We start from the raw sequence: 19,996 nt of genomic DNA on the forward strand, positions 1-19,996 counted from the left end.
TGTGCATGGCTGCCTCCCCATCCATCGCTGCATATCATGCACTGTCACTGCATGATATGCAGTGGTGCAGAGGCGAAAGGGAGTTCAAAGCTTAAGGAGGAGTCGCAATGCCTCCTCCACTTCACTCATGTAATCAGTCCCCAATCTCGCGACCGGCCGCCGATGAGCCGGCGATTGGACACCGCTCGGACCTGATCGATCAGCAGGTCCGTCTCATAGGCCAGGCCAGGCAGCTTGCCCAGCGCGACCCGCAACGGAAAGCAATCCTCGCGCTCGATTTGTGATGTGCCCGGCACGATGATCGTGGTCGGGTGGCCGGCGTCGTTGAGCAAATCCGTCTGGATGACCAGCGCCGGCCGGTTGCGCTTGGCCGGCTCTTCCCGATGGGTCTGTGGGTTGAGGTCGACCTCCCAGATCTGCCCGCGCTTCAGCTCAGTCAAGCCCGTCTCCGGCCGATGCGTCATTTCCTCGCTGGCGGCCAGGTGCTTTGCCGAGAGCTTGCGGGAAAGCACGGCGATACGGGAGGCCATTTCCCGTTCGTTCTTCTCGCGCACGGCGTCGCGGATGTAGTCGGAGGCTTTTTGTCCCGATGCCTTTGCCAGCGCGCGAGTCTGGTCGGCCAGTTCTTCGCCGGCGCGGAAGGACAAGGTCGTTCCTTGCAAGCCCTTTCAGGCGCCCGATCTCTCTACAGCAAGGGAACGAACGTAACGATTCCCTGTCAATCGTAATCGTTCAGTTACAATGCTGTCCTGCAGCATCCTGCCGGCCAGGCCCCCGACTGGGGACGGCCGGCGGATGCCGTCAATGCCCCCGATTCAATGCGACTGTTGTTCCTGCTGCTGACTGCCATGTGCCTGTCGCTGCTCTCCTTCGGAGCAGTGGCGGACGCGCGCGCGGCGCTGCAGGCGCAGGCCAGCGTTGACCTGGTGGACCTGGCGGCGGCACAGCCTGTCGACGACCTGGGCCGCATCATCGTGCCCGGCGACGACGGCTTGCATGACGACGATATCTGCGACGACCCGCCCCCCGGGTATTGCAATATCTGGTCGGCGGACCTGCTCGACCCCCTCGACCTGCTCGACGAGATCGAGGAATCCAGTGCCCTGATTGCCTTGCCGCCAGTGAAGCTGCTGCTGCCCTCCGGCGATGTCGCCCAGCATCCGCCTGGCCGCGCCGAGCCGCCGCCTTCGGCCTTCTTCCGGCCACCCATTTCCCGCGCCTGAGCGTTTCCTGCGCCCGCACCGCACGCGCTGCAGCATGCCGCCTCCGTGCCGCGGGCCGCGCCCCCTTGCCTGATATCGCCAGCCTGCCTGTTGCCTGACCGCGCGGGCAAGCCGCTGCCGTTGTGCGTCCTGCCGTGATCGCGTCCAAGCGACCGCTCGCCCGGGGCGGGCGGCAGCATGGCGACAGGCAGCCGTATTGCTTGCTTTCCCGACTCATGACAACAACCAAGCTGACCCTGATCGCGTCGCTTTCGCTGATCGCGCTCGCCGCTGCACCGACCCATGCCGGCGCACAAGGCGGGGTGTCCCCGAAGCCAACGGACGCGGCCGGTGCCGCGCCAGCCGCCCCCGCGCCCCTGACCAGACCTGCTGCCGCACCCATGCCGGGCTCCGCCATCCTGGCGGCTGCGGCGGTGCCGAAGCCCGCATCCGCCGCAGCGGCCGGCGCCCAGGCGGGACCCGCCTACTCGCTGCCCCAACTGCTCGAGCTGGCCCAGTCCACCAACAAGGGCGTGGCCGCCGCCGAGGCCGGTGTCGATGCCGCCAGCGCGGCAATCAGCAGCGCACGTGCCTATCCCAACCCGCAGGTGGAAGTGATGTACGGCCGCTTGTCCGGCAAGCAGCCGGGCGTGACCAGCGGCAATGCGCCCAGCTACGCCGTGGTGCAGAAGCTGGACTACCCGCACCAGCGCAGTCTGCGCGAGGCCATGGCCACCCGCGGGCTGGAGTCGTCGCAGGCCATGCGGCAAGGCTTCCGGGCCGACCTGGCCGCCCGCGTGAAGACTGCCTACTACGACGTGCTGCGCCGCGAGAGCGAGCTGCATGCCGCCGAGGAAGACCTGGCGATGATGCGCCAGATCCATTCGCGGGCGCGCCTGCGCGTGGAGGTGGGCGAGGCGCCGCGCTATGAACTGATCAAGGCCGAGACCGAACTGCTGGCCTCGCAGAAGAGCCAGCAGACTGCCGGGCTGCGTGTCAACCAGGCCAAGGCAGCGCTGCGCCAGCAGGTGGGCGGTGCCATGCCGGGCCAGTTTGCGCTGGCCGGCACCCTGGGCCAGTCGCCCGACGTGCCGCCGCTGCCGGTGCTGCGCGACACCATGACCGCCAGCAATGCCGAGCTGGTCCAGCGCCGCATGGAGCTGGAGCGCGCGCAGCTGGGCGTGAACTACCAGAAGTCGCTGCGCTGGCCCGAGGTGGCGGTGCGCGCCAGCACCGACCGCCAGCCTGACAACAACGTCTCGCAGATCGGGCTGGTCCTGACCATCCCGCTGTGGGACCGCCGCAGCGGCCCGGTGGGCGAGGCCACGGCGCAGGCCACGCAGGCGCGCAGCGCCCTGGAAGCGCGCGAGTTCGAGCTGACGCAGGAGCTGGAAGCCGCCTACCGCCAGTACGAGATCAACCAGGCCCAGGTGACGGCGCTCGAGTCCGGCATCGTGCGCGAGGCCGAGTCGGCGCTGGGCGTGGCCGAGTCCGCCTACCGCTTCGGCGAGCGCGGCATCCTGGACTACCTCGATGCCCAGCGCGTGCTGCGCGGCGCGCGCAATGACCTGATTGCCGCCCAGTACGACCTCCAGGTGGCCGCCATCCAGATCGAAAAGCTCATGTCGACCGCCCCGGGCGCTACCGCAGCGCCGGGCCTGCAGCCGACCTCCACCATCGAACAGAAATAACCATGCGCCCCAATTTCCTGCTTTCTCTGACGGCCGCTGCCGTCCTGACGTTCAGCCTGGCGGCCTGCTCCGACAAACCTGAACCCGTCGCCGAAGCGCCCAAGCTGCCGCCTGGCGTGATCCAGCCCGAGGGCAACCTGCAGAAGGGGCTGAAGGTGGCGCCGGTGGCTACTTCCCCGTTCAGCGAGATGCTGCGCGTGGCCGGCCGCGTCGACTTCGACGAGCAACGCGTGGCCCGCATCGGCGCCAGCGTGACCGGCCGCGTGACCGACCTCTATGCCACCCTGGGCCAGGAAGTGAAGGCCGGCCAGGTGCTGGCGCGCCTGCACAGCAGCGAGCTGGGCGCGGCGCAGATGGCCTTCCTGAAGAGCGAGGCCCAGACCGAGCTGCAGGGGCGCAACGCCGAGCGCGCGCGCCAGCTGTTTGCCGCCGACGTGATCGGCCGCGGCGAGCTGCAGCGCCGCGAGAGCGAACTGGCGATTGCCTCGGCCGAGATGCGCGCCTACCGCGACCAGTTGCGCGTGCTGGGCATGTCGCAGGCATCGATCGCCGAGCTGGCCAGGAGCGGCAGCATCAACTCGCATTCGCCGGTGTTTTCCAGCATCAGCGGCACCGTGGTCGAGCGCAACGTGGCGCAAGGACAGGTGGTGCAGCCGGCCGATGCGCTCTACACCGTGGCCGACCTGTCGCGCGTGTGGGTGGTGGCCGAGGTACCCGAGCAGCAGGCCGCCCAGGTGGCCGAAGGGCAGAGCGTCGACATCGAGGTGCCTTCGCTTGGCAACGGTGCGGGCAGCAAGAGCATCACCGGCAAGCTGATCTACGTCGGCCGCACGGTCAACCCGCAGTCGCGCACGGTGCTGGTCCGCACCGAGCTGGAGAACCGCGAAGGCCGCCTCAAGCCTGCCATGCTGGCCAGCATGCTGATCGCCGGCAAGCCGGTCGACCAGCTGGTGATCCCGGCCGCCTCGGTGGTTCGCGACGGCAACGACGAGCTGGTCTATGTCGAGATGCCGGGCAACAAGTACCGCCTCACCAAGGTCAAGCTGGGCGCCGAGAGCGACGGCATGCGCGTGGTGCAGAACGGTGTGAAGGCCGGCGACCGCATCGTGGTCGATGGTGCCTTCCATCTCGACAACGAGCGCAAGCGCCTCGAGCAAGGGTAATCGGCCATGATGAAATCCCTAGTCGAAGCCGCCATCAAGCAGCGGCTGGTGGTGTGCGTGATTGCCGTGGTGCTGTTCTTCTTCGGCCTGCGCGCTGCCACCAGGCTGTCGGTGGATGCTTTCCCCGATGTCACCAACGTGCAGGTGCAGATCGCCACCGAAGCCGCGGGCCGCTCGCCCGAGGAAGTCGAGCGTTTTGTCACCGTGCCGGTGGAAATGGCCATGACCGGCCTGCCCGGCCTGGAAGAGATGCGCTCGCTGAACAAGGCGGGCCTGTCGCTGATCACGCTGGTGTTTACCGACGCCACTGACGTGTACTTTGCCCGCCAGCTGGTGATGGAGCGCCTGATCGAAGTGGGCGGGCGCATGCCGGAAGGCGTGTCGCCGGTGCTGGGCCCGGTTTCCACCGGCCTGGGCGAGGTCTACCAGTACACGCTGGACCGTGCCGACGACGGCAACCGCGAACTGACGCAGGAAGAGCTGGCCGAGCGCCGCATCGCCCAGGACTGGGTGGTGCGCCCGCTGCTGCGCTCGATTCCGGGCGTGGCCGAGATCAACTCGCAGGGCGGCTACGTGCGCCAGTACCAGGCGCTGGTCAACCCGGAACGCATGCGCCACTACCAGATCTCGACCCAGCAGGTGTATGAGGCGCTGGCGCGCAACAACGCCAACTCCGGCGGCGGCGTGCTGCCGCATTATGCCGAGCAGTACCTGATCCGCGGCGTGGGCCTGGCCCGCGGCGTGGATGACCTGGGCAGCATCGTGCTCAAGGAGATCAACGGCACGCCGGTGTACCTGCGCGACGTGGCCAACGTCACCATCGGGCATGAGGTGCGCCAGGGCGCGCTGGTCAAGAACGGCCAGACCGAGGCGGTCGGCGGCATCGTCATGATGATGCGCGGCGGCAATGCCAAGGAGGTGGTCAGCCGCGTGAAGGCGCGCGTGGCCGAGATCAACGAGCGCGGCATGCTGCCGGGCAAGCTGCAGATCGTGCCGTACTACGACCGCAGCGAACTGGTCGACTCCGCACTGTGGACCGTGACCAAGGTGCTGCTGGAAGGCGTGGTGCTGGTGGTGATCGTGCTGTTCCTGTTCCTGGGCGACGTGCGCTCGTCGGTGATCGTGCTGGCCACGCTGGTATTGACGCCCTTGCTGACCTTCATGGTGATGAACGAGGTGGGCCTGTCGGCCAACCTGATGTCGCTGGGGGGGCTGGCCATCGCCATCGGCCTGATGGTGGACGGCTCGGTGGTGGTGGTCGAGAACGCGTTCGAGCGGCTCGGCCACAAGGAGCCGGGCCTCACCAAGACCGAGATCCTGGTCAAGGCCGTGCAGGAGGTGGCCACGCCGGTGATCGTGGGCGTGGGCATCATCATCCTGGTGTTCCTGCCGCTGATGACGCTGTCGGGCATGGAAGGCAAGATGTTCGCGCCGCTGGCGTTCACCATCTCGATCGCGCTGGCGATCTCGCTGTTCCTCTCGCTGACGCTGTCGCCGGTGCTGTCGTCGTACCTGCTCAAGGGCGGCGCCGAGCACGACACGCATGTGATCGCCTTCATGAAGCGCCACTACCTGCGCCTGCTGCACTGGGCGCTGGGCAACAGCCGCAAGACGGTGATCTGCGCGGTGGCGGCCTTCGTTGCCACGGTGGCGATCGTGCCGCTGCTGGGCACCTCGTTCATTCCGGAGATGAAGGAAGGCTCGATCGTGCCCGCGCTGGACCGCGTGCCCAACATCTCGCTGGAAGAGTCGATCAAGCTGGAGAAGGAAGCCAACAAGCTGGTGCTGAGCGTGCCGGGCGTGAAGTCGGTGGTGTCCGGCGTGGGCCGCGGCGAAAGTCCGGCCGACCCGCAGGGCCAGAACGAGTCGACTCCGATCGCCAGCCTTAAGGACCGCGGCGAGTGGCCCGACGGCTGGACCCAGGACGATATCGCCAACGCCATCCGCGAAAAGCTCAAGGCCATTCCCGGCGTGCAGATCGTGATGGCGCAGCCGATCTCGGACCGTGTCGACGAAATGGTCAGCGGCGTGCGTTCTGACGTGGCGGTGAAGGTGTTCGGCGACGACCTGGACAAGCTGCGCGAGCTGGCGGGCGAGATTTCGCGCGTGGCCGGCGGCATCCAGGGCTCGCAGGATATCCGCATCGAGCGCGTGTCGGGGCAGCAGTACCTGTCGATCGAGATCGACCGCCAGGCGATTGCGCGCTACGGGCTGAACGTGTCCGACATCCATGACGTGATCGAGATTGCCATCGGCGGCAAGCGTGCCACGGACATCTTCGAAGGCGAGCGCCGCTTTGCCGCGGCGGTGCGCCTGCCGGAGGAGTTCCGCAACAACGAGCAGGCCATCCGCCAGCTGCTGGTGTCCACCCCCAACGGCACCCAGGTGCCGCTGCAGAGCGTGGCCAAGATCGAGGTCAACGACGGTCCGGCCCAGATCAGCCGCGAAATGGCCAAGCGCCGCGTGGTGGTGATGATCAACGTGAAGGACCGCGACCTCGGCGGCTTCGTGGCCGAGCTGCAGCAGGCCACCGACGCCAAGGTGAAGTTGCCCGAAGGCTACTACCTGGAGTGGGGCGGCCAGTTCCAGAACATGGAACGCGCCATGGGCCACCTGAAGATCATCGTGCCGGTGACCATCGCCGCGATCTTCTTCCTGCTGTTCCTGCTGTTCAACTCGCTGCGCTTTGCCACGCTGATCATCACGGTGCTGCCGTTTGCCTCCATCGGCGGCATCATCGGGCTGTTCGTCACCGGCGAATACCTGTCGGTGCCGGCCTCGGTGGGCTTTATCGCGCTGTGGGGCATGGCGGTGCTGAACGGGGTGGTGCTGGTGTCGTATATCCGCACGCTGCGCGACTCGGGTTTGTCGCTCGATGAAGCGGTGGTGCAGGGCGCGACCCAGCGTTTCCGCCCGGTGATGATGACCGCGACCATTGCGATGCTGGGCCTGGTGCCGTTCCTGTTCTCGACGGGGCCGGGCTCGGAAGTGCAGCGTCCGCTGGCGGTGGTGGTGATCGGCGGGCTGATTACGTCGACGCTGCTGACGCTGGTGATGGTGCCTACGCTGTATCGCTGGTTTGACGATCGCAAGCCGGATCCGACCAGGGATGTGCCGGTGTAAGGCAGCACAGACCTTCAAGTCCCGCTGGTTTGCTCCCTCTCCCGCAAGCGGGAGAGGGAGCACGCAAGTGGTCATTCAGAACCCTGCGCGCTTGCCAGCCGTTACAAGACAAACGCCCCATGCTTGGCATGGGGCGTTTCTTTTTTGCACAGCCGCCTTATTCAATAGCCGTAATACGGCTGCTGCTGTTCGTAATACCCCGACGGCTGCGGGCCGCAAGGCACATAGGCACGGTCGTAGTCGCGGTAGCAATACCCCGGCGGCGCTGCCGGCGGTGCGTATGAGACGGGAGCCGGCGCGTAGGTCACCGGAGCCGGTGCGTACGTGACGGGGGGCGGTGCCGCCATGACCGGCGTCGAGGCCAGGGCCGCGCCAAAGGCCAGGCCGACCAGCGCGCCGACAGCCAGCACCGCTCCGGCATTCGAGCCGCCGTGGTGGTGGTGGTGGTGGCGGCCGCGCGCGGACGCCGGGCCGGCTGCCACCAGCGCCACGCTCAGGGCAACCGCTGCAACGATTCGGGTGGAGGGGCGCATATCGGACTCCTTCTGATGCAGCTTGTGTGCATTCATGATGCACGCAAAGCGCCCCTCAAGGTGTTTCTGCGCGGCCGGCGACTTGTTAGGGTTGTAACGGCTGCTTTAATGCCGGTCAGCCGGCGGCCAGCGCGCGCTCGGGCTCCTGCCCGAATGGCGGCATGTTTTCCAGCCGCAGCGATTGCGGCACCGACAGCGAGATGTCCGCGGCGCGCAGGCGCTTGAGGATTTCGAACAACAGGTCGCTGCGCGTGTTGGCGGCGATGCGCGGGCTGCCGACATAGCCCGTCACCGACAGCGTGATGCCGTTGGGCGCCAGCTGGCTGAACATGACCGAGGGTGCCGGCACGTCCAGGATGCTCTCGTTCTCGCGGTAGACGTCCAGCAGCAGGTCGCGCAGCTGTTCGGGGTCGGTATTCAGGGGGAAGGTAAGTTGCAGCGACGCCACTCCCTGGGTGCTGTTGCTCATGGTCACGTTGCGCAGGTTCTGCGAGATCAGCTGCGAGTTGGGCACGATCACGGTGGAGCGGTCGCCCAGCTGGATTTCGGTAGCGCGCACGTTGATGCGGCGGATATCGCCCTCCACGCCGGCAATGCTGACCATGTCGCCCACCTTGACCGGACGCTCGGTCAGCAGGATCAGGCCGGAGACGAAGTTCTTCACGATCTCCTGCAGGCCGAAGCCGATACCCACCGACAGCGCGCTGACGATCCACGCCAGGTTGTCCCAGCGCACGCCCAGCAGCGACAGCACCAGCAGCACCAGCAACACGTAGCCGACATTGCTGTACAGCGTAATCAGCGAGGCGCGCAGGCCCGGCTCCTTGCAGACCTTGGGCAGCAGTTCTCCATCGAGCCAGCGCCGCACCGAGCGCAGCAGCCAGATGCCGACCCCGAGAGCGACCAGCGCATTCAGGATGCGGTCGGGCATGATGTTGAGGCTGTGCAGCTTCTCGCCGCCCAGCACCATTACCAGGCTGTTGAGCAGGTCCGCGGGTGTGGTGCCGAAGCCGCCGGTCAGCAGCGCCAGCACCGCCACCAGCAGCAGCACGCTGGCGCCGATGCCTGACAGGATGGTGGAGGCCTGCTCCAGGTGCGAATCGTCCACGCCGAACAGCTGCTTGATGACACGGCCGCTGGCGTAGTTGGTCGAGAGCAGGCTTTCGCAGACGTCGCGCGTGACCTGGGTCAGCAGGTACAGGCTGCACAGCACGATGTCGAACCAGACCAGCTCGTAGGTCAGGAAGCGCGCAAAGCTGATGTAGCCGGCCAGCAGCGCCACCACCGACACCAGCACGATGACCGACACGCCGGCGTGGATCATGCCCGCCAGCGTGGCGCGCGCCTCGGGCCGCTCGCCGGCGGCCGCCAGCAGGTTGCGCACGCGGTTGGCGCGCAGCAGCGCGGCGCCGATGGTCAGCACCACCACCAGCGAGACCAGCCCGCGTCCCAGCAGCGTGACCTGCACGCTGGTATCGGCAATGCGGTTCAGCTGCTCGAGCGTGCCGGCCAGCAGCAACAGGCCGGCCAGCACGGCGGGGAACGGCTTCATCGCCAGCGCCACCGGATCGGCCAGCGCCGGCAGGCGCCAGGAGGGATGGCGCGTGCACAGCAGCGCGCGCCCCAGGCCCGCGATCAGCGCGCTGGTCAGCGTCAGCTTGAGCAGCTGGCCGTACAGCTCGACCAGGTCCGGCGGCAGTTCATAGCTGCGCGTGAAGGCGTTGTAGACCAGCTGCACCGCCAGCCCGGTGGTGCACACGGTGGCCAGCGTGGTGGACAGTGCCAGGGCGCTGCGGCGCAGGCGCGTCTCCGGCAGCTTGTGCAGGCAGAACCACGCCAGTGCCCGTTCCGCCAGGCGCCGGCCCAGGGTCCATACCGCCAGGGCCAGCAACAGCAAGGCGATGGTGGCGGCGCGCTGTGACGGCTGCCAGGCCAGTTGCGCCATCGGCACCACCTGGTCGGTAAAGGTGGCCAGGCGCGCCTGGTCTTCCTGTGTCGGGCTGACCAGCGGCTTCCAGAACTGCGGGTTCAGGATGCTCTCGGAGCGCAGCGCGAGCTGGTCCTTCATCTGGCCGCGCTGCAGCCGCGCCAGCTGGTCGCTCAGGTTGGCGATGTTCGCCTTGCTCTCTCCTGCCTGCTTGAGTTGTGCGTCAAGCTGGGCACGGCGCGCATTCAGATCGGCGCGCTGCCTGACCACCGCCGGCGCTTCCTTGGTGGTGGCGGCCGCCGGTGGCGGGCCCAGCACGTCCAGCTGCGCCTGCAGCTGCGCCCGCTGCGGCGTCAGCGCCGAAGACAGCTTGTCGACGTCGGCATCGAGCTTCTGCAGCGTTTCTTCGAGTTCATGCAGCCTGGTGTTGCCTTCCGGGTCGGAGGCCTGCTGCTTGATGCGGTCCTGCTCGGTCTGCAGGCGCTTGAGTTCGGCGGCGGCCTCGCCGTGGCTGATGGCGGGCGCCTGCTGGGCGCCGGCCTCGGAAGCCGCTTCTGATGCCGGGGCGGCCAGTGCGGCCGGCGTCAGGTGGCATAGCGCAGCGAGCGCAAGGCCCAGTGCGAGCCGTGAAACTTTGCTCATGGCGGAATCTCGTCGGATGGTGACTTGCGGCGGCCCCGGCATCGGCAACGGCATCGCGCTGGCACGCGTCGGGTGCGGCGGCGATGGGATGCGGGAACGGCCGGAGCACCGGCAATGAACACGGGAAGGGAGCCGCTCGCTGGCGCTCCCTTCAGCGAAGTCTGGTCAGGGCACGAAGCGCGGCGGGCTGCCTGGCAGGCCGGTGTGCGGGACACGGGACGTGCTGACCGATGGCGGCGGGACCAGAGGACACGAAAAACGGCCTTGCCGCGGTTCGCGAAATTATACGAAAGCGGATACGCCACCCAGCCGTTCCTTGTGTCGGATAGCGCACGGGGTGACATTTTGATACGGATACGCGCGCGGTGGCGCGTGGTCTGCGGGAATCGCATTACCATCACGGTCTTTCGGGCCGCAGGCGGCCCATTTCATTACCAGGAGATGGCATGGCTGTTCCGTCAGGCACGGAAAAGGCGCAGCTCGGCGGCGAGGCCGGGCAGATCGAAATGTTGGTGGACCGTCCCGCCGGCGCGCCGCGAGGCATCGCCGTGGTCGCGCATCCGCATCCGCTGCTGGGCGGCTCGGCCACGCACAAGGTGCCGCACCAGTTGGCCAAGGCGCTGGTGGCACGCGGCTTCCTGACCGTGCGGCCGAATTTCCGCGGGGTCGAGGGGTCCGCGGGGCAGCATGACCAGGGCAGCGGCGAGGCGCAGGACATGCTCGCCGTGGTCGCCCATCTGCGCGAGGCCCATCCCGGCCTGCCGCTGGCACTGGCCGGCTTTTCCTTTGGTGCGTTCGTCATGGCCAATGCCGCCGCCACGCTGGCGGCGCGGTCCGTGCCGATCCGCCACCTGGTGCTTGCCGGCACGCCTTACGGCACCGTCAAGGCGCACCGCAGCTATGACACGCCGGCCGTTCCCGCCGATTGCCTGGTGGTCCACGGCGAGCGTGACGAGCGCGCGGAACTCGGCGCGCTGTTCGACTGGGCGCGCCCGCAGGGGCTGCCCGTGGTAGTGGTGCCGGGGGCGGACCACTTCTTTACCGGCAAGCTGCCGCTGCTGGTCCGTATCGTCGGCGGCTACCTGGATCGTCCCGAGGCCGGGGCGGCCGCCTGACGGCTTAAGGGCGCCAGGCCTCAGGCGTTCGGCATCGCCGGTGCGCCGCCGATCGGGTCGGGATGGATCTGCATCAGCGCGGCGCGCTTCTCCAGCAAGTGCTGGCGCAGGATGGCCGCCAGCCGCTTGCCGTCGCGGGCTTCCAGCGCGTGGATCATCTCTTCGTGATCGTGCACGGCGCGGTCCCATTTGTCGGTCTGGTGGTTGGAGCGGAAACGCATCGCCTTGAGCCGCCGGTTGAGCGTCAGGTAGGTCTGCTGCAGCGTCTGGTTGCGCGCGGCACCGGCGATGCGGTCGTGGATCTCCTGGTTGCGGGCGTAGTAGCCGGGCAGGTCGTTCTGCGCGCGGCAGGCCAGCATGGCGTAGTGCAGCGCCTTGATCTCGGCCAGCTCCGGCGGCGTGATGCGCTCGCACGCCAGCTCCCCGGCAAACGCCTCCAGGCCGCTCATCAGCTCGAAGGCTTCCCGGGCCTCGGCCTCGCTCATCCGTGACACGCTCGCGCCGCGGTTGGGCGAGATCTCGATCAGCCCCTCGGCGGCCAGCACCTTCAGCGCCTCGCGCAGCGGCGTGCGCGAGATGCCCAGCGTTTCACACAGCTCGCGCTCATTGAGCTTCATGCCCGGCGGCAGCACCCCCTCGACGATAAAGTTGCGCAGGTGGTCGACCACGGTGTCGTGCAGCCGCTGGCGCACGACCCTGGGCAGGAGCGGGGCGGCGGCTGCACCGGTGCCGTCCGGAGTTTGCATGCAATGTCCCTGTCATTGGCGTTGCGCCATTCTAAGACATTGCCGGCGGGCGGCGGCCCGCTGCGCGCCTAGCGTGCCGGACCGCGCAGCGGCATGCCGTTTTCGCGCGGTGCCTGGGAGCCTTCGCCCCGTCCGATCAGCGCCACCGACAACGCCGACACCACCCCCGCAAAGGCAACGTAGGCGCAGATCTGCCAGGGCTTGCCGCCGCCCGACTTGAGCAGTGCCGTGGCGATGATGGGCGTGATGCCGGAGGCGAAGATTCCCGAGAACTGGTAGACGAACGAGATCCCGGTGTATCGCACCCTGGCATCGAACAGCTCGCAGAACAGCGCAGCTTCCGGGCCATAGACCGCGGCGTAGAGGATGCCGAACGGCACCACGATGGACAGCCACAGCAGCATGGTGTTGCCGCCGCTGTTCAGCATCAGCCAGAACGCCGGGAAGGCGGACAGCGCCGTGATCAGCGAGCCCCAGAAATACACGCGGGTGCGGCCGATGCGGTCGGACAGGTGGCCGAAGAACGGAATGAAGAAGCACATCGCAATGGCCGCCGCCATTACGCCGACCAGCGCTTCAGTCCGGCTGATATTGATGGTCTGGGTCAGGTAGGTGATCGAGAACACGCCGAAGATGTTGAAGAAGACCCCGTCGATATAGCGTGCGCCCATGCCCTTGAGGATATTGCCCGGGTAGCGCCGCATCATGTCGACAAAGGGAATCTGGGTCTCGGCATTGCGCTGCTTGATCACGGCGAATTCAGGTGTCTCCTTGACGTTGAGGCGGATATACATGCCCACGAACACCATCCCCGCCGAGATCAGGAAGGCCACGCGCCAGCCCCACGCCAGAAACTGCGTATCGGTCAGGGTCAGCGACAGCAGCGCCACCACGCCGGATGCCAGGCACAGTCCGATCGCCAGCCCGATCTGCGGCAGCGACGCATAGAAGCCCCGTTTGCCCGGCGGTGCGTACTCATAGGCCATCAGCACCGCGCCGCCCCATTCGCCACCCAGGCCGATGCCCTGCAGCACGCGCAACAGCAGCAACAGGATCGGCGCCAGGATGCCGATGCTGTCATAGGTCGGCACCAGCCCGATCAGGAAGGTGGACACGCCCATGATCATCAGCGTGATCACCAGCATGCTCTTGCGGCCGACCTTGTCGCCAAAGTGCCCGAAGATCACGCCGCCCAGCGGCCGCGTGACAAAGCCCACCGCAAAGGTGGTGTAGGCCAGCATGGTGGCCACCAGCGGGTCATTGCCGGGGAAGTACAGCTTGTTGAAGACCAGGCCGGCGACCACGCCGTACAGGAAGAAGTCATACCATTCGATGGTGGCGCCGATCACGGACGCCAGCGCGACCTTGCGGATCGCCTGTTCGTTGGGGCTTGTCATGCTTGTCTCCTCTGGTGATGGGCGGCGTCCTCTGGAAGGATGGTTATGGACGCCGGATGCACTGCAGGGTTTGGCCTTGTTATGGATGCCTGGCCTTGGTTGTTCGCAATCAGGATTGGCGCAGGCCGCTCAGGCGGCTGCTGCCATCTTGGTTGCCACGTCGACGGGATGCACTTCCCGCCGTGCGTCTTCGCGGATGAAGTCGGCCGCGCGCTCGGCCATCATCACCACCGGCACGTTGGTGTTGCCCGAGACCAGCGTAGGCATCACCGAGCAGTCCACCACGCGCAGCCCGCCCACGCCATGCACGCGCAGGCGCGCATCGACCACTGCCAATGGATCGGCGGCGGGCCCCATTTTCGCGGTGCCCGACGGATGGAAGATGGTGGCACCGTACTCGCGGCAGAAATGCAGGATCTCGTCGTCGCTGCGCACCTCGTCGCCCGGCCGGAACTCGCGCTTCATCAGGCCGCGCATCGGTTCGGCCTGCGCCACGCGCCGGGCGTAGCGCACCGCTGCCACGGTGCAGCGCCGGTCCAGCTCGGCCGACAGGTAGTTGGGCTGCATCGACGGCGGCTCATACGGATCGGTCGAGCGGATCCGCACCGTGCCGCGCGACTCGGGCCGCAACTGGCATACCGAATAGGTGCAGCCGGAGAAGGGATGCACCGTGCCGCCCGCCATGTCGGCGGACAGGGTCGAGAAATGGAACTGCGTGTCCGGCGTGGCGCTTTCCTGCGGCAGTGCGCGGCAGAACATCGCGCCCTGGTTGATGCCGATCGCCAGCGGCCCCTTGCGCATCAGCAGCCATTCCAGGCCCATGCGCGCCTTGCCCGTCAGCGAGCGCAGCTGGTCGTTGGTGGTGATCGGCTTGGCCACCTCGTAGATCAGTCGCACCTGCAGATGGTCCTGCAGGTTCTCGCCCACGCCCGGCAGGGCATGCACCACCGGTACGCCCAGGTCCTGCAGCAACGGCGCCGGGCCGATGCCCGACAGCTGCAGCAACTGCGGCGACTGCAGCGCGCCCGCGCACAGGATCACCTCGCGCCGCGCCCGCAGGATATAGGGCTGGCCATGCTGGGTGTAGCGCACGCCCACGGCACGCTTGCCTTCGAACAGGATCCCGGTGGTGTGGGCATCGGTCTCGACGCGCAGCTTCGTGCGCCCGCGCGCCGGGCGCAGGTAGGCCACCGCGGTGGAGCAGCGCCAGCCGTTGCGGGTGGTGAGCTGGTAATAGCCCACGCCCTCCTGGTCGCCACCGTTGAAGTCGGTCTTGCGGGGCAGGCCCAGCGCCTGGCCGGCGCCGATGAAGGCATCGACCAGCGGATGCTGCCGGTCGATCGAGGTCGCGTTCAGCGGGCCGTCGGTGCCGCGCGTGGGGCCGGCGCCAAGGTCGTTGTTCTCGAGCTTGCGGAAGTAGGGCAGGCAGTTGTCCCAGCTCCAGCCCGGATTGCCCAGCGTTTCCCAGTGGTCATAGTCCTCGCGCTGGCCGCGTACGTAGATCAGGCCGTTGATGGCGCTGCTGCCGCCCAGCGTGCGGCCGCGCGGCCAGTAGATGCGGCGATCGAGCATGTTGGGATCGGGATCCGTATAGAAGCCCCAGTTCACTTGCTTGTGGAACATGGTCTTGCCATAGCCGATCGGGATATGGATCCACGGGTAGCGGTCGGGCGGGCCGGCCTCCAGCAGGCAGACCGAATAGCGGCCGTCTTCGCTGAGCCGGTTGGCCAGCACGCACCCGGCCGAGCCGGCGCCTACCACGATGTAGTCAACGGTTTGCGACATCGTCGCTGTCTCCTTTTTTGGCCGGCAGGCACGTAACCACCCGGCTTGGATCTATAATCTGAAACATTCTGTTCCGGATTTTATTTTTCAAAGCCGGAATGGAAAGCTCAATCGCGAGGAGACGCCGGTTGTGAAACAGAACGTGCAATTCCCGTTTCAGAATCGCACTGCAGCAGAAGACGGGGCGGTGGAGGACGATGCACGCAGCCTGCGCGTGCTGATGGTGCTGTCCAGCCTGGCCAGGGCGCAGCACCCACAGACGTTGTCCCAGCTTTCGCAGCGGTTGCATGTGCCCAAGGCGACACTGATGCGCCTGCTGGCCGCCATGGAGCGCACCGGCTTCGTGGTCCGCATGCCCGCCGAGCGCGGCTATGTGCCCGGCCCGGGCGCCGCGTCGCTGGCACTGCAGACCCTCAGGAGCCCGCCGATGCTGCGCGAGTGCCGCGCCATCCTGGCCAGGCTGGTGGCGAGCCTGGGCGAGACCTGCAACCTCACCGCGCTCGACGGCGACCGGGTCCTCTATGTGGAGCGGGTCGAGACGCACGAGCCACTGCGCCTGCAGCTGTCGCCCGGCATCCACGTGCCGCTGCACTGCACCGCCAGCGGCAAGCTGTTCCTGTCAGTGATGAACCGGCTGGAGCGCCAGCACATGCTCAGGCGGCTGGACCTGGCCCCGCACACGCCGCGCACGCTGTCCGATGTGCCGGGACTCAACACCGAGCTGGACCGGCTGGGCGCGCGCGGCATCGGCGTGGACCACGAGGAATTCGTGCGCGGCATGTGCGCGGTGGCAGTGCCGGTGCGCGAGCCGGATGGAGAGGGTTCAGGCCGGGTGGTGGCCGCGATTGCCTGTCATGCGCCGACTGCGCGGGCTTCGCTTGAGGCGCTGCTGCAGGCGGTGCCGACGCTGCAGGGCGCGGCGAGGGAGATGGCTGCGGTGCTGTGCGCGCACTGAGCCGGGCCGGCTTCCCGTTCAGCGCTTGCGAACGCCGGCCGCCGCCACCGCGCGCGCGGCCAGCAACGGCACTGGCTCGGCCACGAGGGTCTCGCCGGCGCGACGCATGACGAGCTCGCGAAACAGGCGCGCCGGCGTGCGTGGCGTGAGTTCGTCGTTCCAGACCGCGACCACCGGCTCCACGCGGCTGCCGAGTTCGAAGCGAAGCACTCGCGCCACCTTGGCCAGGGTGAGCTGCGCGGCAATGCGCTCGGGGAACACCGCGAGGAAATGACCCGCCTGCAACAAGCTGGCCGTGGCGGCCACATCGCTGGTGCGGATGCCCAGCGAGGGCGCCGGCGCCCCTAGGGTATGAAACGCCGTGTGCAGCAGGTGAAGCATGCGCGAGCCGGCCACCGGAATGCACCATTGCTGCCCGGACAGTTCCCGCGCCGCCAGCTTGCGGCGCGTGAGCAGCGGATGGTCCAGGCTGGCGACAATCACCACCTTCTGCGCCGGGACTACCGGTGCCGTGCGCAGCGCGGGTAGCGACAGGCGCGGATCGTCATAGGCGAACAGCAGGTCCAGCGAGCCATCCACCAGTTGATCCGCCAGTTCGCCGATGCCGCCTTCGATCACGCTGATCTCCACGCGCGGATGGTCACGGTAGAAGTCGCTCATCGCCCGCGCCAGGAAGGGCTGCACCGACATCGTCCGGAACGCGATGCGCAACGCCCCCTGGCTGCCGGCACGCACTGCCTGCAGCGATTCGGCGAGCCGTTCGAGCTGCGCCAGCAAGACCGCCGCATGGGCTGCCATCTCCCGTCCGGGCTCGGTCAGGTGCAGGCCGCGGCGGCTGCGCTCGAACAGCGGCATGCCCACGATGTCTTCGATCTCGGCCAGGGTCTTGGACACCGCGGCGGGGCTGACATGAAAGCGCGCGGCGACGGCTGCGGCGGTTGGCATCTCGCTCAGCGCCAGCATGATGCGCAGGTGGCGCAGCTTGAGGCGGCCAAGCAGGGTATGGGCGAAGGCTTCGGCGGGCATGGGGCAGGCGACGATCGGCGGGGCCGGGTGGCTCATTCTACAAGTTAACCATTTGCTCAACAAACAGCGATTTTTATTCGCTTTTGGTATCGGAACCGATCCCATATAGTCGGCGCATCACCTGATTCATTCCAAGCCATCACGAGGCAATCAGACCTCAGGAGGAGACCCATGGAAACCATGAGCCATTTGCGCTCGATCATGCGCGGCATGCTTGCCGGCGCAGCCTTGCTCGCAGCCACTTGCGCAACTGCCGCACCCGCGTGGCCCGACCGGCCGCTGCGCCTGGTGGTGCCGTTCCCGGCCGGTGGTTCCTACGACATCATCGGCCGCACACTCGCGCGCAAGCTGGAACAGCGGCTGGGGCAGCCGGTGATGGTGGAGAACATCGCCGGTGGCGCGACCGTGCCGGGTGTGTCGTCGGTGCTCAAGGAGAAGGCCGACGGCAACACGCTGCTGCTGGCCAGCGACGGCACGCTCAGTATCAATCCGTTCACGATCAAGGGCCTGCGCTATCGCCCCGAGACCGACCTGACGCCGGTGACCATCGTCAGCACCGTGCCGCACTGGATCATCACGCGCGCCGACCGCAAGGAGATGACGCTGGGCGAGCTGAAGACGCATATCCAGCGCAATCCCGGCAAGGTGTCGATCAGCATCAACGTCGTCGCGGGGGCTGCGCACCTCGGCCTGGCCGACTGGAAGCGCCGCAATGGCCTGGATTTCACCATCGTTCCATACCGCGGCTCGCCGCCGGCCATGGCGGACCTGATCGGCGGCCAGACCTATGCGCATGTCGATGTGATCGGCTCTTCGGTCAATTACGTCCAGGATGGCAAGGCCAGGCCCCTGGCCACGCTGCAGGCGGAGCCCGTCACGCAGTTTCCCAGCCTCGAAACGCAGAAGGCGGGCGGCACGGATGTGCTGCAGGTACGCGGCAACCTGGCGCTGGTGGTCAAGGCGGGTACGCCGGCCCCGGTCATCGACCGGCTCTACAGGGAAGTGAAGGCCAGCGTGCAGGAAGCGGACTTTGCCGCGCGCCTGCAGACGCTTGCCTATGAGCCGGTCCTTTCCACCCCCGAGCAGGCCCGCCGCTTCCTGCAAGCGGAAACGATCCGCTACGGCGCCATTGCGCGCGCAGTCGATCTCGAATCCAACTGAACCCTTCACGCTGTCGGAGCCAGTCCATGCGTTTTGTCATTGCCCTGATGCGGCATGAAACCAATACCTTTTCGCCGATTGCCACGCCATTGAGCGCGTTCAACCGCGGCAGCACCGCTGGCCCGCTCTACGGCGACGACGCGGTGCGTGCGTGCCAGGGCACCAACAGCGCCGCGGCCGCGTTCATCGACCTGGTACGCCGCCAGGGCGACGAGTTCGTGATGCCCCTGATGGCGAACGCGGTGCCCAGTGGCATGGTGACCGCACAGGCATTCGAGTCGATGGCGGCCAGCATTGTCGAGGCGGTGGGCGCGGGCTGCGATGCCGTGATGCTGGACCTGCACGGCGCCATGGTGGCCGAGGGCTATCCGGATGCCGAAGGCGAACTGCTGGCACGCATCCGTGCCGCCGCGCCCGAGGTGCCGATCGCGGTATCGCTGGATTTCCACGCCAACTTCAGCGCTGCGCTGGTTGACAATGCGACCGTGATCGCCGGCTACTGCACCTATCCCCACGTGGACGTGTACGAGACCGGCGCACGCGCCGCCCGTACCCTGATGGCGGCGCTGCGAGGCGAGGCCCGCCCGGTCCTGTTGTGGCGCACGCTGCCGATGCTCACCCACATGCTGCGCCAGACCCCGCGCGCGCAACCCATGAAGGACATCATGGAGCGTGCGATGGCGGCCGAGCGCGATGGCGAGGTGCTCAACGCCTCGGTGTTTGGTGGTTTTCCGCTTGCCGATATCCCGCATACCGGCCTGGCCGTGGTGATCGTGGCGGATGCCGCCAGGGTCGACGCAGGGCGGCGCCTGCTCGACGAGCTCTGCGGCATGGCGTGGGAACGCCGGGCTGATTTTGTTTTTCCGATCGAGCCGATGGAGGAATCCATCGCGCGCGCCAAGACGCTCACGCAGGGCCCGGTCGTGCTGGTCGACCATGGCGATAACTGCGGCGCTGGCGGGCCGACGGATGAAATGACGGTGCTGGGCGAAGTCCTGCGCCAGGGGCTCGAAGGCGTGGTCGCCGGGCCGTTCTGGGACCCGGGCGCGGTGGCGGAACTGATTGCCGCCGGCGTCGGGCAGTCCGTCACACTGGATGTGGGCGGCAAGACCGACATGCCCGCGCTGGACCTGAAGGGCCGTCCGCTGCGGCTGAGCGGCCGGGTGCAGTGCATTACCGACGGCAACTACCAGGTCACCGGCCCGATGTTCACAGGCATGAAGCTGAGCCTGGGCCGCACCGTGGTGCTGGATGTCGCCGGCACGCTGGTCGTGATCTGCGAGAAGCCGCAGGAGCCGTTCGATACCGGCGTGTTCACGCATGCGGGCATCGACCTGTCGCGCCGCAGGTACATCCTGATCAAGTCGCGCCAGCACTTCCGCGCAGGGTTCGAGCCGATCGCCAGCGAGATCGTGCTGGTGGCCGGCCCCGGCGTCTGCAGCTCTGACTACAGCCAGTTTCCGTTCCGCAACCTGCGCCGCCCGATCTATCCGCTGGAAGCGCATACCGTGCTCGAGGCTGCCTGAGCGC

Annotated in this window: 14 protein-coding genes and 1 pseudogene; 8 read left to right on the forward strand and 7 right to left on the reverse strand. The window is 67.4% G+C overall.

Annotation, left to right across the window (positions count from 1 at the left end):
- Positions 1-84 precede the first annotated feature (84 nt).
- Positions 85-440 (reverse strand): annotated as a pseudogene (locus tag AC1Q6V_RS22410) (type II toxin-antitoxin system PemK/MazF family toxin).
- 378 nt (positions 441-818) lie between these two features.
- On the opposite strand from AC1Q6V_RS22410, the gene AC1Q6V_RS22415 reads away from it, so the two are divergent.
- The 4 genes from AC1Q6V_RS22415 to AC1Q6V_RS22430 all read left to right on the forward strand — a co-directional run bounded on the left by AC1Q6V_RS22415 (position 819) and on the right by AC1Q6V_RS22430 (position 7,179).
- Complete coding sequence (locus AC1Q6V_RS22415) at positions 819-1,223, forward strand: hypothetical protein (RefSeq protein ID WP_010810337.1); 405 nt, start codon at positions 819-821, stop codon at positions 1,221-1,223.
- 215 nt (positions 1,224-1,438) lie between these two features.
- The gene (locus AC1Q6V_RS22420; RefSeq protein ID WP_454749677.1) at positions 1,439-2,893 is read left to right on the forward strand and encodes a TolC family protein; all 1,455 of its coding nucleotides are present in this window, start codon (positions 1,439-1,441) and stop codon (positions 2,891-2,893) included.
- Between the two features lie 2 nt (positions 2,894-2,895).
- Complete coding sequence (locus AC1Q6V_RS22425; RefSeq protein WP_058696508.1) at positions 2,896-4,056, forward strand: efflux RND transporter periplasmic adaptor subunit; 1,161 nt, start codon at positions 2,896-2,898, stop codon at positions 4,054-4,056.
- Positions 4,057-4,062: 6 nt separating this feature from the next.
- Positions 4,063-7,179, forward strand: a complete 3,117-nt coding sequence (locus tag AC1Q6V_RS22430; protein ID WP_454749676.1) for an efflux RND transporter permease subunit — start codon at positions 4,063-4,065, stop codon at positions 7,177-7,179.
- Between the two features lie 161 nt (positions 7,180-7,340).
- Here AC1Q6V_RS22430 and AC1Q6V_RS22435 read toward each other — a convergent pair whose 3' ends face one another.
- Positions 7,341-7,712 carry a mechanosensitive ion channel protein MscS gene (locus AC1Q6V_RS22435; protein WP_454749675.1) on the reverse strand — a complete coding sequence of 124 codons (372 nt, stop codon included), beginning with the start codon at positions 7,710-7,712 and terminating at the stop codon, positions 7,341-7,343.
- Between the two features lie 115 nt (positions 7,713-7,827).
- Positions 7,828-10,281 carry a DUF3772 domain-containing protein gene (locus AC1Q6V_RS22440; protein WP_011617509.1) on the reverse strand — a complete coding sequence of 818 codons (2,454 nt, stop codon included), beginning with the start codon at positions 10,279-10,281 and terminating at the stop codon, positions 7,828-7,830.
- A 446-nt stretch (positions 10,282-10,727) separates the two neighbouring features.
- On the opposite strand from AC1Q6V_RS22440, the gene AC1Q6V_RS22445 reads away from it, so the two are divergent.
- Positions 10,728-11,396, forward strand: coding sequence for an alpha/beta hydrolase (locus AC1Q6V_RS22445; RefSeq protein WP_011617508.1), 669 nt, complete (start codon positions 10,728-10,730; stop codon positions 11,394-11,396).
- Between the two features lie 20 nt (positions 11,397-11,416).
- On the opposite strand, the gene AC1Q6V_RS22450 is transcribed toward AC1Q6V_RS22445, so the two are convergent.
- From AC1Q6V_RS22450 to AC1Q6V_RS22460, 3 genes are all read right to left on the reverse strand, one after another.
- Positions 11,417-12,142, reverse strand: a complete 726-nt coding sequence (locus AC1Q6V_RS22450) for a GntR family transcriptional regulator (RefSeq protein ID WP_454749674.1) — start codon at positions 12,140-12,142, stop codon at positions 11,417-11,419.
- A 68-nt stretch (positions 12,143-12,210) separates the two neighbouring features.
- The gene (locus AC1Q6V_RS22455) at positions 12,211-13,539 is read right to left on the reverse strand and encodes an MFS transporter (RefSeq protein WP_011617506.1); all 1,329 of its coding nucleotides are present in this window, start codon (positions 13,537-13,539) and stop codon (positions 12,211-12,213) included.
- 129 nt (positions 13,540-13,668) lie between these two features.
- The gene (locus AC1Q6V_RS22460; protein ID WP_454749673.1) at positions 13,669-15,324 is read right to left on the reverse strand and encodes a GMC family oxidoreductase; all 1,656 of its coding nucleotides are present in this window, start codon (positions 15,322-15,324) and stop codon (positions 13,669-13,671) included.
- A gap of 130 nt (positions 15,325-15,454) precedes the next feature.
- Here AC1Q6V_RS22460 and AC1Q6V_RS22465 point away from each other — a divergent pair, with 130 nt between their 5' ends.
- The gene (locus AC1Q6V_RS22465) at positions 15,455-16,279 is read left to right on the forward strand and encodes an IclR family transcriptional regulator (protein ID WP_439669236.1); all 825 of its coding nucleotides are present in this window, start codon (positions 15,455-15,457) and stop codon (positions 16,277-16,279) included.
- Positions 16,280-16,297: 18 nt separating this feature from the next.
- On the opposite strand, the gene AC1Q6V_RS22470 is transcribed toward AC1Q6V_RS22465, so the two are convergent.
- A complete protein-coding gene (locus tag AC1Q6V_RS22470; RefSeq protein WP_234788061.1) occupies positions 16,298-17,341 on the reverse strand; it encodes a LysR family transcriptional regulator in 1,044 nt (347 codons plus the stop codon).
- A gap of 135 nt (positions 17,342-17,476) precedes the next feature.
- Between AC1Q6V_RS22470 and AC1Q6V_RS22475 the strand changes: the two genes are divergently transcribed.
- Together AC1Q6V_RS22475 and AC1Q6V_RS22480 are read left to right on the forward strand one after the other, a co-directional pair.
- Complete coding sequence (locus AC1Q6V_RS22475; protein WP_010810325.1) at positions 17,477-18,466, forward strand: Bug family tripartite tricarboxylate transporter substrate binding protein; 990 nt, start codon at positions 17,477-17,479, stop codon at positions 18,464-18,466.
- Between the two features lie 26 nt (positions 18,467-18,492).
- The gene (locus AC1Q6V_RS22480; protein WP_454749672.1) at positions 18,493-19,992 is read left to right on the forward strand and encodes a M81 family metallopeptidase; all 1,500 of its coding nucleotides are present in this window, start codon (positions 18,493-18,495) and stop codon (positions 19,990-19,992) included.
- The last annotated feature ends 4 nt before the right edge of the window (positions 19,993-19,996 follow it).

It is taken from the genome of Cupriavidus sp. GW823-FHT07B10, assembly GCF_058794355.1.